The sequence below is a fragment of the Alicycliphilus sp. T452 genome (assembly GCF_054512775.1).
The window spans coordinates 119443-132664 of record NZ_JBTNEH010000006.1 but is presented as its reverse complement, the minus strand read 5'-3'; the positions used below and the strand labels follow the sequence as shown (position 1 = coordinate 132664).

The 13222-nt window shown below is 69.2% G+C and carries 16 protein-coding genes; 6 read left to right on the top strand and 10 right to left on the bottom strand.

Annotated elements, in window-relative coordinates; translation table 11 throughout:
- Positions 1 to 19: 19 nt before the first annotated feature.
- The 4 genes from eno to ACX12L_RS07510 form a co-directional block, all read right to left on the bottom strand.
- The gene (gene eno / locus ACX12L_RS07525; RefSeq protein WP_459262049.1) at positions 20 to 1306 is read right to left on the bottom strand and encodes a phosphopyruvate hydratase; all 1287 of its coding nucleotides are present in this window, start codon (positions 1304 to 1306) and stop codon (positions 20 to 22) included.
- Between the two features lie 182 nt (positions 1307 to 1488).
- Positions 1489 to 1779: a DUF1330 domain-containing protein gene (locus ACX12L_RS07520; RefSeq protein ID WP_459262048.1), complete on the bottom strand. Its 291-nt coding sequence runs from the start codon at positions 1777 to 1779 to the stop codon at positions 1489 to 1491.
- A 2-nt stretch (positions 1780 to 1781) separates the two neighbouring features.
- On the bottom strand, positions 1782 to 2639 hold the full coding sequence (gene kdsA / locus ACX12L_RS07515; RefSeq protein WP_013517978.1) for a 3-deoxy-8-phosphooctulonate synthase: 858 nt from the start codon (positions 2637 to 2639) through the stop codon (positions 1782 to 1784).
- 5 nt (positions 2640 to 2644) lie between these two features.
- A complete protein-coding gene (locus ACX12L_RS07510) occupies positions 2645 to 4294 on the bottom strand; it encodes a CTP synthase (protein ID WP_459262047.1) in 1650 nt (549 codons plus the stop codon).
- Between the two features lie 75 nt (positions 4295 to 4369).
- Between ACX12L_RS07510 and coaBC the strand changes: the two genes are divergently transcribed.
- The 3 genes from coaBC (at position 4370) to dut (ending at position 6494) form a co-directional block, all read left to right on the top strand.
- Positions 4370 to 5596 carry a bifunctional phosphopantothenoylcysteine decarboxylase/phosphopantothenate--cysteine ligase CoaBC gene (gene coaBC, locus ACX12L_RS07505; RefSeq protein ID WP_459262046.1) on the top strand — a complete coding sequence of 409 codons (1227 nt, stop codon included), beginning with the start codon at positions 4370 to 4372 and terminating at the stop codon, positions 5594 to 5596.
- On the top strand, positions 5593 to 5979 hold the full coding sequence (locus tag ACX12L_RS07500; protein WP_459262045.1) for a hypothetical protein: 387 nt from the start codon (positions 5593 to 5595) through the stop codon (positions 5977 to 5979). Before coaBC ends, ACX12L_RS07500 begins: the two co-directional genes overlap by 4 nt.
- Before the next feature lie 68 nt (positions 5980 to 6047).
- Positions 6048 to 6494, top strand: a complete 447-nt coding sequence (gene dut / locus ACX12L_RS07495) for a dUTP diphosphatase (RefSeq protein ID WP_459262044.1) — start codon at positions 6048 to 6050, stop codon at positions 6492 to 6494.
- Between the two features lie 6 nt (positions 6495 to 6500).
- Here the strand turns inward: dut and ACX12L_RS07490 are convergent, their stop codons facing one another.
- Complete coding sequence (locus ACX12L_RS07490) at positions 6501 to 7025, bottom strand: FKBP-type peptidyl-prolyl cis-trans isomerase (protein WP_459262043.1); 525 nt, start codon at positions 7023 to 7025, stop codon at positions 6501 to 6503.
- Positions 7026 to 7078: 53 nt separating this feature from the next.
- Between ACX12L_RS07490 and ACX12L_RS07485 the strand changes: the two genes are divergently transcribed.
- The 3 genes from ACX12L_RS07485 (at position 7079) to ACX12L_RS07475 (ending at position 9172) form a co-directional block, all read left to right on the top strand.
- Positions 7079 to 8203, top strand: a complete 1125-nt coding sequence (locus ACX12L_RS07485) for a JmjC domain-containing protein (protein WP_459262042.1) — start codon at positions 7079 to 7081, stop codon at positions 8201 to 8203.
- A 16-nt stretch (positions 8204 to 8219) separates the two neighbouring features.
- Positions 8220 to 8717: a hypothetical protein gene (locus tag ACX12L_RS07480; protein ID WP_459262130.1), complete on the top strand. Its 498-nt coding sequence runs from the start codon at positions 8220 to 8222 to the stop codon at positions 8715 to 8717.
- Between the two features lie 200 nt (positions 8718 to 8917).
- Positions 8918 to 9172 carry a hypothetical protein gene (locus ACX12L_RS07475; protein ID WP_041701087.1) on the top strand — a complete coding sequence of 85 codons (255 nt, stop codon included), beginning with the start codon at positions 8918 to 8920 and terminating at the stop codon, positions 9170 to 9172.
- 108 nt (positions 9173 to 9280) lie between these two features.
- On the opposite strand, the gene bamC is transcribed toward ACX12L_RS07475, so the two are convergent.
- Genes bamC through ACX12L_RS07450 form a run of 5 tightly spaced genes read right to left on the bottom strand, consistent with a single transcriptional unit; the run spans position 9281 to position 13184 of the window.
- Positions 9281 to 10369, bottom strand: a complete 1089-nt coding sequence (gene bamC, locus ACX12L_RS07470; protein ID WP_459262041.1) for an outer membrane protein assembly factor BamC — start codon at positions 10367 to 10369, stop codon at positions 9281 to 9283.
- A 34-nt stretch (positions 10370 to 10403) separates the two neighbouring features.
- Complete coding sequence (gene dapA / locus ACX12L_RS07465) at positions 10404 to 11300, bottom strand: 4-hydroxy-tetrahydrodipicolinate synthase (RefSeq protein WP_459262040.1); 897 nt, start codon at positions 11298 to 11300, stop codon at positions 10404 to 10406.
- Entirely contained in the window at positions 11297 to 11839 is a 543-nt protein-coding gene (locus tag ACX12L_RS07460; protein ID WP_459262039.1) for a class I SAM-dependent methyltransferase, read from the bottom strand. The genes dapA and ACX12L_RS07460 overlap by 4 nt, the downstream gene beginning before the upstream one ends.
- On the bottom strand, positions 11839 to 11967 hold the full coding sequence (locus tag ACX12L_RS07455) for a hypothetical protein (protein ID WP_459262038.1): 129 nt from the start codon (positions 11965 to 11967) through the stop codon (positions 11839 to 11841). The genes ACX12L_RS07460 and ACX12L_RS07455 overlap by 1 nt, the downstream gene beginning before the upstream one ends.
- The gene (locus ACX12L_RS07450; protein WP_459262037.1) at positions 11967 to 13184 is read right to left on the bottom strand and encodes an MFS transporter; all 1218 of its coding nucleotides are present in this window, start codon (positions 13182 to 13184) and stop codon (positions 11967 to 11969) included. The genes ACX12L_RS07455 and ACX12L_RS07450 overlap by 1 nt, the downstream gene beginning before the upstream one ends.
- Between the last annotated feature and the right edge of the window lie 38 nt (positions 13185 to 13222).

The following is a 13222-nucleotide window of genomic DNA, read 5'->3' as shown; positions in this document are numbered from 1 at the left end:
GGCGGCGGCGTGCCGGGGCTTAGCGCAGGTTGTAGAACGCGGCGCGGCCGGGGTATTCGGCCACGTCGCCCAGGTCTTCCTCGATGCGCAGCAGCTGGTTGTACTTGGCGATGCGGTCCGAGCGCGACAGCGAGCCGGTCTTGATCTGGCCGGCGTTCAGGCCCACGGCGATGTCGGCGATGGTGCTGTCCTCGGTCTCGCCCGAGCGGTGGCTGATCACGGCGGTGTAGCCCGCGCGCTTGGCCATCTCGATGGCGGCGAAGGTCTCGGTCAGCGTGCCGATCTGGTTGATCTTGATGAGGATCGAGTTGGCGATGCTCTTCTCGATGCCTTCCTTGAGGATCTTCGTGTTGGTGACGAACAGGTCGTCGCCCACGAGCTGCACCTTCTGGCCCAGGCGCTCGGTGAGCAGCTTCCAGCCGTCCCAGTCGCCCTCGGCCATGCCGTCCTCGATGCTGATGATGGGGTACTTGTCCGCCCAGGCGGCGAGCATGTCGGTCCACTGCTGGGCCGTGAGCTGGATGCCGCCTTCGCCTTCGAGCACGTACTTGCCGTCCTTGTAGAACTCGCTCGCGGCGCAATCGAGGCCCAGCACGATCTGCTCGCCCGCCGTGTAGCCGGCCTTGTCGATGGCTTCGAGGATGAGCTGGATGGCCGCCTCGTGGTTCTCCACGCTGGGGGCGAAGCCGCCTTCGTCGCCCACGGCGGTGCTCATGCCCTTGTCGTGGATGATCTTCTTGAGCGCGTGGAACACCTCGGCGCCCCAGCGCAGGGCCTCGCGGAAGCTCGGCGCGCCCACGGGGATGATCATGAACTCCTGCAGGTCCAGCGTGTTGTTGGCGTGCGCGCCGCCGTTGATGACGTTCATCATCGGCACGGGCAGCTGGCAGCCGTTCATGCCGCCGAAGTAGCGGTACAGCGGCAGGCCGGCTTCCTCGGCCGCCGCGCGGGCCACGGCCATGGAGACGGCCAGCATGGCGTTGGCGCCCAGGCGGCTCTTGTTGTCGGTGCCGTCCAGGTCGATCAGGGTCTTGTCGAGGAAGGCCTGCTCGGAGGCGTCCAGGCCCAGCACGGCCTCGGAGATCTCGGTGTTGATGTGCTCCACGGCCTTGAGCACGCCCTTGCCCAGGTAGCGGCTCTTGTCGCCGTCGCGCAGTTCGATGGCCTCGCGGCTGCCGGTGGAGGCGCCCGAGGGCACGGCGGCGCGGCCCATCACGCCCGATTCGAGCAGCACGTCGCACTCGACGGTGGGGTTGCCGCGGCTGTCCAGCACTTCGCGGCCTACGATGTCAACGATGGCACTCATGGTTTTCCTCTTTGCAAAAGTTTCAAGTCAAATCGGCATCAAAGGCTTGCCAGGCAAGCGCTGGCAGCTATCAAAAGCAGTGCATTGGCCGCTGCGGCCGCGCCGCACAGTATGGGCGATGGCGCGGCGGCGATTGCGCGCATCACGGGTGCAACGGCTTTGCCCGGGATGCGCCGTGCGGGTCACAGGCCCTCGACCACGACCATGCGCATGACGGCAGCGCCCTCGCGCGCGGCGCGCGCCTTGCGGTATTCGGGCGAGTCGTGGAAGGCGCGGGCAGCCTCGAAGCTGGGGAACTTCAGCACCACGGTGCGGCCCGGGTTCCAGTCGCCTTCGAGCACCTCGACCTTGCCGCCGCGCACGCAGACCTCGGCGCCATGCACGCGCATGGCCTCGGAGCTCCACTTCTTGTACTCCTCGTACTGCGCGGGGTCGGTGACGGTGACGGACGCAATGATGTAGCCGCTTGCCATGCTCAGGCTCCAAAGTCGTTTTCGAGAAAGCCGTTCTTCTTGGTGACGGCGTCGAGCTGCACCAGCGTCTCCAGCAGCGCGCGCATGTGCTTGAGCGGCACGGCGTTGGGGCCGTCCGACAGCGCGCTTGCCGGGTCGGGGTGCGTCTCCATGAACAGGCCCGCCACGCCCACGGCCACGGCTGCGCGCGAGAGCACGGGCACCATCTCGCGCATGCCGCCGCTGCTCGTGCCCTGGCCGCCGGGCAGCTGCACGCTGTGCGTGGCGTCGAACACCACCGGGGCGCCCGTCTCGCGCATGATGGCCAGGCTGCGCATGTCGCTCACCAGGTTGTTGTAGCCGAAGCTCGCGCCGCGCTCGCAGGCCATGAAGCGGTCTTCGGACAGGCCCGCCTCGCGCGCGGCGGCGCGGGCCTTGTCGATGACGTTCTTCATGTCGTGCGGCGCGAGGAACTGGCCCTTCTTGATGTTCACGGGCTTGCCCGACTGCGCCACGGCGCGGATGAAGTCGGTCTGGCGGCACAGGAACGCAGGCGTCTGCAGCACGTCCACGACCTGCGCCACGGCGGGGATCTCGGCCTCGGTGTGCACGTCGGTCAGCACGGGCACGCCGAGCTGCTTCTTCACCTTGGCGAGGATCTCCAGCCCCTTTTCCATGCCGGGGCCGCGAAAGCTCGCGCCGCTCGACCGGTTGGCCTTGTCGTAGCTGCTCTTGAAGATGAAGGGGATGCCCAGGGAGGCGGTGATCTCCTGGAGCCGGCCCGCCACGTCCATTTGCAGCTGCTCGGACTCGACCACGCAGGGGCCGGCGATGAGGAAGAAGGGGCGGTCAAGGCCGATGTCGAATCCGCAGAGTTGCATGGTGGTCAAGCCTTCTTCTGGTGCGCCACGGCCGCCTTCACGAAGGCGTTGAACAGCGGATGGCCGTTCCAGGGCGTGGATTTGAACTCGGGGTGGAACTGCACGCCGATGAACCAGGGGTGCACTTCCCGTGGCAGCTCCACGATCTCGGTCAGGTGCTCGCGCTGGGTGAGGGCGGAGATCACCAGGCCCGCCTCGCGCAGCTTGTCCAGGTACTGGGTGTTGGCCTCGTAGCGGTGGCGGTGGCGCTCGGTCACCACGCTGCCATAGATGCTGTGGGCCAGCGTGCCGGGCTGCACGTCGGAGCTCTGCGCGCCCAGGCGCATGGTGCCGCCCAGGTCGGAATTGGCGCTGCGCGTCTTGATCGTGCCGTCCTCGTCCTTCCACTCGGTGATGAGGGCGATCACGGGGTGCGTGCAGTGCGGGTCGAACTCGGTGGAGTTCGCGCCTTCCAGGCCCGCCATGTGGCGCGCGTATTCGATGGTGGCGACCTGCATGCCCAGGCAGATGCCCAGGTAGGGCACCTTGTGCTCGCGGGCGTACCGGGCGGTGCTGATCTTGCCCTCCACGCCGCGCGAGCCGAAGCCGCCGGGCACGAGGATGGCGTCGTACTGGCCGAGCTGCTCCTGCGCGTTGGCGTCGGTGATGGTTTCCGAATCGACGTGGGTGATCTTCACGCACACGTGGCTCTGCATGCCCGCGTGCCTGAGCGCTTCGTTGACGGACTTGTAGGCGTCCGACAGCTCCACGTACTTGCCCACCATGGCGATCTGCACCTCGCCCTGCGGGTGCTCGGTCTCGTGCACCAGCGCGTCCCAGCGCTTCAGGTTGGCGGGCGGGGTGTTCAGGCGCAGCTTGTCGCAGATCAGGCCGTCGAGGCCCTGCTCGTGCAGCATGCGCGGCACCTTGTAGATGGTGTCCACGTCCCACATGCTGATCACGCCCCACTCGGCCACGTTGGTGAACAGGGAGATCTTCTCGCGCTCCTCCTCGGGCACGGCGTGGTGCGCGCGGCACAGCAGCGCGTCGGGCTGGATGCCGATCTCGCGCAGCTTCTGCACCGTGTGCTGCGTGGGCTTGGTCTTCAGCTCGCCGGCCGTGGCGATCCAGGGCAGGTAGGTCAGGTGCACGAAGGCCGAGTTGTTGGGGCCGAGCTTGAGCGAGAGCTGGCGCACGGCCTCCAGGAAGGGCAGCGACTCGATGTCGCCCACCGTGCCGCCGACCTCGCAGATGGCCACGTCCACCGCGTCGGGCGTGCCGATGCCCGCGCCGCGCCTGATGAACTCCTGGATCTCGTTCGTGACGTGCGGGATCACCTGCACCGTCTTTCCGAGGTAGTCGCCGCGGCGTTCCTTCTCCAGCACGCTCTGGTAGATGCGGCCCGTGGTGAAGTTGTTGGCCTGCTTCATGCGCGTCTCGATGAAGCGCTCGTAGTGGCCCAGGTCGAGGTCGGTCTCCGCGCCGTCGTCGGTCACGAAGACCTCGCCGTGCTGGAAGGGAGACATGGTGCCCGGGTCCACGTTGATGTACGGATCGAGCTTGATGAGGGTGACTTTGAGACCCCGCGATTCGAGGATCGCGGCAAGGGAGGCTGAGGCGATTCCCTTGCCCAGGGAAGACACCACACCGCCGGTGACGAAGACGAATTTGGTCATGTCTTTTTTGGTGGTGGGAAATCGGGATTATAGAAGTCCCATCCATGCCCGGCCGCTCTGCCAAAATGCCGTTCCATGAATGCACTCGTTGGCAAACACATCGTCCTGGGCCTGAGCGGAGGCGTGGCCTGTTACAAAAGCGCCGAGCTGACCCGGCTGCTCGTCAAGGCGGGCGCCACCGTGCAGGTGGTGATGACCGAGGCGGCAGGGCAGTTCATCACGCCCGTCACCATGCAGGCCCTGTCCGGGCGGCCGGTCTATGCCTCGCAGTGGGACGCGCGCGAGGCCAACAACATGCCCCACATCAACCTGAGCCGCGAGGCCGACGCGATCCTCGTCGCGCCATGCAGCGCCGACTTCATCGCGCGCCTGGTGCAGGGGCGCGCCGATGAGCTGCTGAGCCTGCTGTGCCTGGCGCGGCCCGTGGACCGCGTGCCGCTGCTGGTCGCGCCGGCCATGAACCGCGAGATGTGGGCCCACCCCGCCACCCGGCGCAACCTGGCCCAGCTGGCGCAGGACGGCACCACCGTGCTGGGCGTGGGCAACGGCGACCAGGCCTGCGGCGAGACCGGCGACGGCCGCATGCTCGAACCCGCCGAGATCCTGGAGGACCTTGCGGCCTTCTTCGCGCCGAAGCTGCTCGCGGGCCAGCGCGTGCTGATCACGGCCGGCCCCACCTTCGAGGCCATGGACCCGGTGCGCGGCATCACCAACCTGTCCTCCGGCAAGATGGGCTTCGCCATCGCCCGCGCGGCGCGCGAGGCCGGGGCCGAGGTCACGCTGGTCGCCGGCCCCGTGCACCTGCCCACGCCGCGCGGCGTGCGGCGCATCGACGTGCGTTCTGCGCAAAACATGCTCGAAGCGGTCGAGGGGCAAGTGCCGGGTGCTACTGTCTTCATAGCTACCGCGGCCGTGGCCGACTGGCGACCGGCCAGCAGTGCCGAGCACAAGATCAAGAAGGACGGATCGGGCCAGGTGCCCGCGCTGGCCTTCGTCGAGAACCCCGACATCCTGGCCACCGTGGCGCGCTCCGAGCGCGCACGCTCGGGCAGCCTGTACTGCGTGGGCTTCGCCGCCGAGAGCGAGAACCTGCTCGGTCACGCCAGCGCCAAGCGCGCGCGCAAGGGCGTGCCGCTGCTCGTGGGCAACATCGGCCCGGCCACCTTCGGCCAGGACGACAACGCGCTGCTGCTGGTCGATGCGCAGGGCCACCGGGAACTGCCGCGCGCCCCCAAGGCCGAGTTGGGCCGCCAGCTCGTGGCGGAGATCGCGCGGCGCCTGGGCGCGGCGGCCACGCCATGAACGGGCAGCATCCCGGCCTGGGCGGTCCCGAGGGGCCGCCGGATGGGGACTACGCGCGCTACGTCGAACGCCTGATGCAACGGGCGGACCAGCAGCGCGGGGCGGCGCAGGCGGCGGCCAAGGCGGGCGACGCCCTCGCCGCGCCCGCGCAGGCCGCATCCGCGCCTTCCGCCATCGCGGGCGGGCAGCCGGCAGGCCGGGCACGGGGCAAGGCGGCTGCCCGCCTGCCGGCCAAGTGGCCCCTGCTGCTGTGGACTTTGTTCGTGCTGCTGATGTGGTTCGCGCCTGCGCTGCTGCCCTTCGCCATCGGGGGCCTGGTGCTGGCGGGCGTGGGCCACAGCCTCTGGAAGGCCCGGCGCAAGTCCGGCGGCGAACGCCGCTGACTCCCTCTTTTGCGCGATGATCGCAGGCTTTGCACACTGCGGCGCCCCATGAAGGCCCCGCACCCATCATGAAGATCGACGTCAAGATTCTCGACCCGCGCATGGCGGACCAGCTGCCCGCCTACGCCACGCCCGGCAGCGCCGGGCTGGACCTGCGCGCCTGCCTGGACGCGCCGCTGCTGCTGGCGCCCAACGCCTGGCAGCTGGTGCCCACGGGCATCGCCATCTACCTCAGGGACCCGGGCTACGCGGCCCTGATCCTGCCGCGCTCGGGCCTGGGGCACAAGCACGGCATCGTGCTGGGCAACCTGGTGGGGCTGATCGACAGCGACTACCAGGGCCAGCTCATGGTCAGCGCCTGGAACCGCAGCGACACGGCCTTCACGCTCCAGCCCATGGAGCGGCTGGCCCAGCTGGTCATCGTGCCGGTGGTGCAGGCGCAGTTCAACGTGGTCACGGACTTTCCCGCGAGCGAGCGCGGCGAGGGCGGCTACGGCTCCACCGGGAAGCACTGAGCCGGGTCAGTGCAGCAGGTCGCTGCCGGGCGCCTGCGGCTGTATGCGGAAGAACCCCGTCCCGGCCGTGCCGCGGCCGATTTCCTCCTCGGTGGCCTCGCGCACGCCGTGCACCTTGAGCTGCAGGCGCAGGGCGATGCCGGCCAGCGGGTGGTTGCCGTCGAGCACCACGTGCTCGGGATAGATCTGCGCCACGGTGTAGAGGGCGTCGCGCGGCGCCTCGGGGTTGACGCCCTGGGGCAGGGCCGTGCCGTCGAAGGTCATGCCCTCCTCGATGTCGGCCGGGAACAGCTGGCGCGGCTCCAGGAACAGCAGCTTGTCCTGGTAGTCGCCGAAGGCGTCCTCGGGCTCCAGGTGCAGCGCCAGCTCGGCGCCCGCGCCATGGCCCTGCAGCGCATCTTCGATGCGCGCGAGCAGGTCGTCGCCGCCGACCAGGAACTCCACGGGGTCGTCGAGCACGTCCAGCTCGTCGCCCAGGGTGTCTTTCAGGACCCAGGTCAGGGCGACCACACATTGTTCGGTTATTTCCATAGGACAATTGTCGCAGTTCGTTGCCCTGCCGCTCGCGCGGCCCCGTCGATTCCATGGATGTAGAACAACCGCTGGCCCTGCTCGGGGGCCTGAGCCCGGCGCAGTTCATGCGCCGCCACTGGCACAAGAAACCCCTCCTGGTGCGCCAGGCCATGCCCGGCTTCAAGCCGCTCCTGACCCGCGCCGAACTGCTGGAACTGGCCGGGCGGGACGGCGTGGAGTCGCGCTTCATCCAGGACAAGGCCGGCCGGTGGGTGCTGCGCCATGGGCCGCTGGCGCGCCGCTCCCTGCCGCCGCTGGGCACGCCGCGCTGGACCGTGCTGGTGCAGGGCGTGGACCTGCACGACGATGCCGTGCACGCGCTCATGCAGCAGTTCCGCTTCGTGCCCGAGGCGCGGCTCGATGACCTGATGATCAGCTACGCCACCGACGGCGGCGGCGTGGGGCCGCATTTCGACAATTACGATGTGTTCCTGCTGCAGGCCCATGGGCGGCGGCGCTGGCGCATCGGCCGGCAGAAGGACAAGACGCTGCGCACCGGCCTGCCGCTGAAGATCCTGGCGGCCTTCGAGCCCGAGGAAGAACACCTGCTGGAGCCAGGGGACATGCTCTACCTGCCCCCGGGCTGGGCGCACGACGGCATCGCCGAGGGCGAGTGCATGACGTACTCCATAGGCTTTCGCTCGCCCAACGGCGCGCAGCTGGCCCACGAGGTGCTGCAGCGCATGGCGGAGGCCGCGGCCGACGAGGAGGGCGCCATCTACCGCGACCCGCACCAGCCGGCCGTGGCCGGCCCCGGGGCCATTCCCGCCGGGCTGCAGGACTTCGCGCGCACGGCCGTGCGGCGGGCGCTGGAGCAGCCGCAGGCGCTCGAATGCGCCCTGGGCGAGGCGTTGACCGAGCCCAAGCCGAACGTCTGGTTCGAGCCCGCGCAGGCGGGCGTGATGCTCGAGAGCGTGGCGCTCGACAGGCGCACCCGCATGATGTACGACGACAGGCATGTCTTCATCAACGGCGAGAGCTACCGCGCCGCGGGGCGCGATGCCGCGCTGATGCGCCGGCTGGCCGACGAGCGCCGGCTGGGCGCGCGCGAGCTGGCGCGCGCCAGCGATGCGGCGCTGAAGCTGCTGTCGACGTGGTGCGAAGCGGGCTGGGCCCATGCGGGCCCCGCAGACTGAAATGAGCGACGCACCGATGCCCGCAGCGCCGCAGCTGCCCGGCGGCCGCTTCGAGGGCCGCGAGGCCTTCCAGCAGCTGGTGCGCGACGCCCTGGCCTGCGCCGCGCGCGAGGGCTGGCCCGAGCTGATGCTGTGCGACGCCAGCTTTCACGACTGGCCCCTGGGCGAGCGCGCGGCGGTCGAGTCGCTGCAGCAATGGGCGCGCACGGGGCGGCGCCTGACCCTGATCGCCGCCGGCTACGACGAGGTCGTGCGCCGGCACGCGCGCTTCGTGCAGTGGCGCGTGCGCTGGGACCACATCATCGTGTGCCGCCGGGCCGGCGCGGCAGACCCGCAGGATCTGCCCAGCGCCATCTGGTCGCCGCATTGGGTGTTGCATCGGCACGATCCGCTGCGTTGCCGTGGCGTGACGGGGACGGAGCCCGAGCGGCGCATCCTGCTGCGCGAATCGCTGCTCGAATGGGTGGAGCGCAAAAGCGCCCCGGGTTTTCCCGCGTCGACGCTGGGCCTGTGACGGCGCGAGCCCTTTGTTGTAATAAGGGGCTCGATTTCTTCGCGTTATCCACTATTGACGAAATTTTTCTATAATCGCGAATTGGTATCGCCGCTGGTGTTTTGCTTTATATCAAGTAATGCACCGTCGCCGGGGCTATCGCTGCAAGAGGCGGGCGCCGCGGCTTTTCAAAACTGTCGTCTGTCCCATAGGAAATTGAAATGAAGAACTCCGTCGTTCTGGCTGCCCTGATCGCTGCCGCTGCCCTCGCTGCCTGCGGCAAGAAGGAAGAACCCGCACCGGCACCTGCACCCGCTCCCGTGGAAGCTCCCGCTCCTGCAGCCGCTCCCGCCGAAGCCCCCGCCTCCGCCGAGGCCCCCGCTGCCGCAGCCACCGACGCCGCTTCCGATGCTGCCAAGGCTGCCGCCGACGCTGCTGCCGGCGCTGCCGCCGGTGCCGCTTCCGAAGCCAAGTAAGCACGCCTGCAGCGGGCCCCAGGCCCGCAGTAAAAAACCCCGTACCGGAAGGTCGGGGTTTTTTGTTGCCGGCCCGGGGCAGGGCCGGCGGCGTTGCGGGAGGGCTGCTTACTTGAGGTCGTCGGCCAGCACGCGCACGATGCGCTGGGCATTGTCCGAGGTCTCGGGCGCGCCGGCGGCGTTCAGCACCGATACCGTGCTCTGGCTGCCTTCGCTGCGCACCACGATGCGGTACTTGAGCGGGGCCGAGGCGTCGGGCGAGCGCGAGAACAGCTTGCTGAAGAAGCCCTGCTCCTTCTTGTCCGTGGGCGCCACGTAGCGCACGAAGTACACGCCCTTGCTGCGGTCGCGGTCCTCGACGGTGAAGCCCGTGCGGTCCAGCGACACGCCCACGCGGCGCCAGGCGCGGTCGAAGCCCTCGTCGAGCTGCACCACGGGCACGTCGTTCACCGTGGCCATGCGCGCGCCGGGCGTGACGGGCACGGGGGCGGCCGCGGCGGCCTTGGACTGCTCCTCGCTCACGCCCAGCGCGACCATCAGGCGGCGCAGGAATTCGGTCTCCAGCTCCGGATCGGCCGGGCGCGGCTGCCACACCGTGCTGTCCTTCTGGGTGTTGGTGTAGACCTCGGCCATGCCGCGGTGCGTGATGAAGATCTCCGTACCGCCATTGGCGGTGCGCTCCAGGCGGGTGCGGAACTTGTCGCGCTCGCCCGTGGAGTACAGCGAGTCGAACACCTTGCCGATGGTCGAGCGGATGATGTCCTGCGGCAGTTTGGCGCGGTTCTCGGCCCAGTCGGTTTCCAGGATGCCCAGCTTGGGCTGCTCCGTGGTGAAGACGAAGCCGTTTTCGAGCCAGAAGTCGCGCACCGGCTCCCACAGCTGGTCGGTCGGACGGTTCACCACCAGCCAGCGCTGGTTGCCGTCGCGCTCTATGCGCACGTCTCCGATGGACTGCGGCGCCGCGCTGGCGGCGCCGCGCGGCTGCTGTGCCTGGCCGGCCTCGAAGGCCGCGGCCGACACGGTGCCGCCGGGCACGGTGTAGCGCGTCTCGCGCGAGAGCTGGCTCAGGTCCGGGGGGACCTCCAGCGTCGGGCCCTTGGTGGCGCTTTTGTAGTCGATCTTCTCGCTCTCCAGCACGGAGCAGGCGGACAGGGTCAAGGCAAGGCCCAGCAGGCCCAGGCGGGTGGTAGCGTTCACGCGAAAATCCTTTGGGATGTCCGGGGAGAGGGGGTCAGAGCAGGCCCGCGGCGCGCAGGGCCGCTTCGACCACGGCCTCGTTGCCCTGGGAGAGTGGCGTCATGGGCAGGCGCATGGCGCCGCCGCACAGGCCCATGCGCTGCATGGCCCATTTCACGGGGATGGGGTTGGCCTCGACGAACAGCTGCTTGTGCACGGGCAGCAGGCGGAACTGGATTTCCATGGCGCGGCGCGTGTCGCCCGCGATGGCGGCCACGCACAGCTCGTGCATCAGGCGCGGTGCCACGTTGGCCGTGACGCTGATGTTGCCCTGGCCGCCGCACAGCATCAGGGCCACGGCCGTGGGGTCGTCGCCCGAGTACACGGCGAAGCCCTTGGGCACGTCGCGGATGAGCCACTGCGCGCGCTCGATGTTGCCCGTGGCCTCCTTGATGCCCACGATGCCGGGCACCTGCGTGAGGCGCAGCACGGTCTCGTGGTGCATGTCGGCCACCGAGCGGCCGGGCACGTTGTACAGCACCATGGGCAGGTCGCCCACGGCCTCGGCGATGGCCTTGAAGTGGCGGTACTGGCCTTCCTGCGTGGGCTTGTTGTAGTAGGGCACGACCTGCAGCTGGCTGTCGGCGCCGACCTTCTTGGCGAAGCGGGCCAGCTCGATGGCCTCGGCCGTGGAATTGGCGCCGCAGCCGGCCATGACGGGCACGCGCCCGGCGGACTGCTCCACCGACACGCGGATGATCTCGCAGTGCTCGTCCACGCTCACCGTGGGCGACTCGCCCGTGGTGCCCACGACGCCGATGCAGTCGGTGCCTTCCTGGATGTGCCAGTCGATGAGCTTGCGCAGCGTGGGATAGTCCACGCTGCCGTCGTCGTGCATGGGGGTGACGAGGGCGACGATGCTGCCGGTCAGGGGGGCGCTGGGAGAGGTCATGTCCGCGTTGAAAAACGGTAAAGGGGCATTCTAACTAGCGGCGGTAGCGGTTCGCGCACGGCGGCGATGCGCTGCACGAAGCGCGCGGGCGCGTCGAGGAAGCCGTCCTCGTAGGCCACTATGCGCAGACCCTCGCAGGCGCGCAGAAGTTCACCGGGGCGCAGCAGGAATTCGGGCCGCGCGGGCCGGCCCACGGTCTCGTTGCCCTGGGCGAAGGTCTCGTACAGCAGCACGCCGCCGGGCGCCACGCTGTCCACGATGGTGGGCAGCAGCGGGCGCCACAGGTAGTTGGCCACCACCACGCAGTCGAAGCGCCGGCCCGGCAGGGGCCAGGGGCCGGCCTCGATGTCGGCGCGGATCGCCTCGCCCAGGTTTGCTGCTGATTCGATAGCATTCTGCGCTTTGTCCACGCCCGTTACGGAGTGATTTCTTTCGGAAAACCAGCGCATGTGGCGGCCCGCGCCGCAGGCCACGTCGAGCACCGTGCCGCCCGCGGGCACGAGGTGCGACCAGCGCTGGATCCAGTCCGAGGCTTCCATCAGAAACAGGCCCAGATCTGGTCGGCCAGCGTGCGCATGAACTCCGGCTGCAGGTACAGCGCGAACACGCCCAGCAGCACGGCCAGCGCGAGGGCGGCGGCGATCCAGCGCTTGTGTGCGGAGCGCATCAGGCCGCCTGCGGCGTGGCGCGCACGATGGCGCCTTCGCGCACCGGCAGGTTGATCAGGCCGGCGGCCACGCCCAGGGCGATGGCCAGGTACCAGACGACGTCGTAGCTGCCGGTGGTGTCGTACAGGTAGCCGCCGAGCCACACGCCCAGGAAGCTGCCGATCTGGTGGCTGAAGAACACGAAGCCGCTGAGCATGGACAGGTGCTGCACGCCGAAGATCTGCGCCACGGTGGCGTTCGTGGGCGGCACGGTGGACAGCCACAGCGCGCCCATCACGGCCGAGAACACGTACACCGACGCCGGCGACAGCGGCACCAGCAGGAAGACGGTGATGACCGCCGCGCGCGCCAGGTAGATGAAGGCCAGGATGTGGCGCTTTTGCATGCGCTGGCCCAGCGTGCCGGCGATGTAGGTGCCGAAGACGTTGAACAGCCCGATCAGCGCCAGCGCGTAGCTGGCCACCTGGGGGCCGAGGCCGTGGTCGCGCAGGTAGCTGGGCATGTGCACGCCGATGAACACCACCTGGAAGCCGCAGACGAAGTAGCCCGCGGTGAGCAGCAGGAAGCTCTTGTAGCGCAGCGCCTCGGCGAAGGCGTGGCGCGCGGACTGCGTGCGCTGGATGGGCGCGCTGCCGTGAAAGCCCGGCTCGCGCAGGCCGAAGGCCAGCGGCACGATGAGCAGCACCATGGCCGAGAGCACGAGCAGCGCGTCCTGCCAGCCCAGGCGCGCGATGAGCTGGCCCTCCAGCGGCATCATGAGGAACTGCCCGAACGAGCCCGCGGCCGCCGCCACGCCCATGGCCCAGGAACGCCGCTCGGGCGCGATCTGCCGGCCCAGCACGCCGTAGATGACGGCGTAGGTGGTGCCCGCCTGGGCCGCGCCGATCAGGATGCCCGTGGTCAGCGAGAACAGCAGCGGCGTGGGCGACAGCGCCATGCCGGCCAGGCCCAGCGCATACAGCAGGGCGCCCAGGATCAGCACGCGGAAGGCGCCGAAGCGGTCGGACAGCATGCCGCCGAAGATGCCGAACACGCCCCACGACAGGTTCTGGATGGCCATGGCCAGGGCGAAGGTCTGGCGCGTCCAGCCCATGTCCTGCGTGATGGGCGCCAGCCACATGCCGAAGCCGTGGCGGATGCCCATGGACAGGGTGACGATGGTGGCGCCGCAGACCAGCACCTGGGCCATCGAGAGTTTCTTGGTTTGCGTATGCATCGGGCGAATGTAGCGAAAACCCGCGGCGGCTGCCTGCC

Excerpts from the sequence above, each read along its gene's own strand:
- kdsA (WP_013517978.1), bottom strand. The coding sequence starts at position 2,639 with ATGCAACTCTGCGGATTCGACATCGGCCTTGACCGCCCCTTCTTCCTC.
- coaBC (WP_459262046.1), top strand. The coding sequence starts at position 4,370 with ATGAATGCACTCGTTGGCAAACACATCGTCCTGGGCCTGAGCGGAGGC.
- ACX12L_RS07455 (WP_459262038.1), bottom strand. The coding sequence starts at position 11,967 with ATGCGCTCCGCACACAAGCGCTGGATCGCCGCCGCCCTCGCGCTGGCC.
- ACX12L_RS07520 (WP_459262048.1), bottom strand. The coding sequence starts at position 1,779 with ATGGCAAGCGGCTACATCATTGCGTCCGTCACCGTCACCGACCCCGCG.
- ACX12L_RS07460 (WP_459262039.1), bottom strand. The coding sequence starts at position 11,839 with ATGGAAGCCTCGGACTGGATCCAGCGCTGGTCGCACCTCGTGCCCGCG.
- ACX12L_RS07510 (WP_459262047.1), bottom strand. The coding sequence starts at position 4,294 with ATGACCAAATTCGTCTTCGTCACCGGCGGTGTGGTGTCTTCCCTGGGC.
- ACX12L_RS07480 (WP_459262130.1), top strand. The coding sequence starts at position 8,220 with ATGCCCGCAGCGCCGCAGCTGCCCGGCGGCCGCTTCGAGGGCCGCGAG.
- ACX12L_RS07500 (WP_459262045.1), top strand. The coding sequence starts at position 5,593 with ATGAACGGGCAGCATCCCGGCCTGGGCGGTCCCGAGGGGCCGCCGGAT.
- ACX12L_RS07475 (WP_041701087.1), top strand. The coding sequence starts at position 8,918 with ATGAAGAACTCCGTCGTTCTGGCTGCCCTGATCGCTGCCGCTGCCCTC.
- eno (WP_459262049.1), bottom strand. The coding sequence starts at position 1,306 with ATGAGTGCCATCGTTGACATCGTAGGCCGCGAAGTGCTGGACAGCCGC.
- ACX12L_RS07450 (WP_459262037.1), bottom strand. The coding sequence starts at position 13,184 with ATGCATACGCAAACCAAGAAACTCTCGATGGCCCAGGTGCTGGTCTGC.
- ACX12L_RS07490 (WP_459262043.1), bottom strand. The coding sequence starts at position 7,025 with ATGGAAATAACCGAACAATGTGTGGTCGCCCTGACCTGGGTCCTGAAA.
- dapA (WP_459262040.1), bottom strand. The coding sequence starts at position 11,300 with ATGACCTCTCCCAGCGCCCCCCTGACCGGCAGCATCGTCGCCCTCGTC.
- ACX12L_RS07485 (WP_459262042.1), top strand. The coding sequence starts at position 7,079 with ATGGATGTAGAACAACCGCTGGCCCTGCTCGGGGGCCTGAGCCCGGCG.
- dut (WP_459262044.1), top strand. The coding sequence starts at position 6,048 with ATGAAGATCGACGTCAAGATTCTCGACCCGCGCATGGCGGACCAGCTG.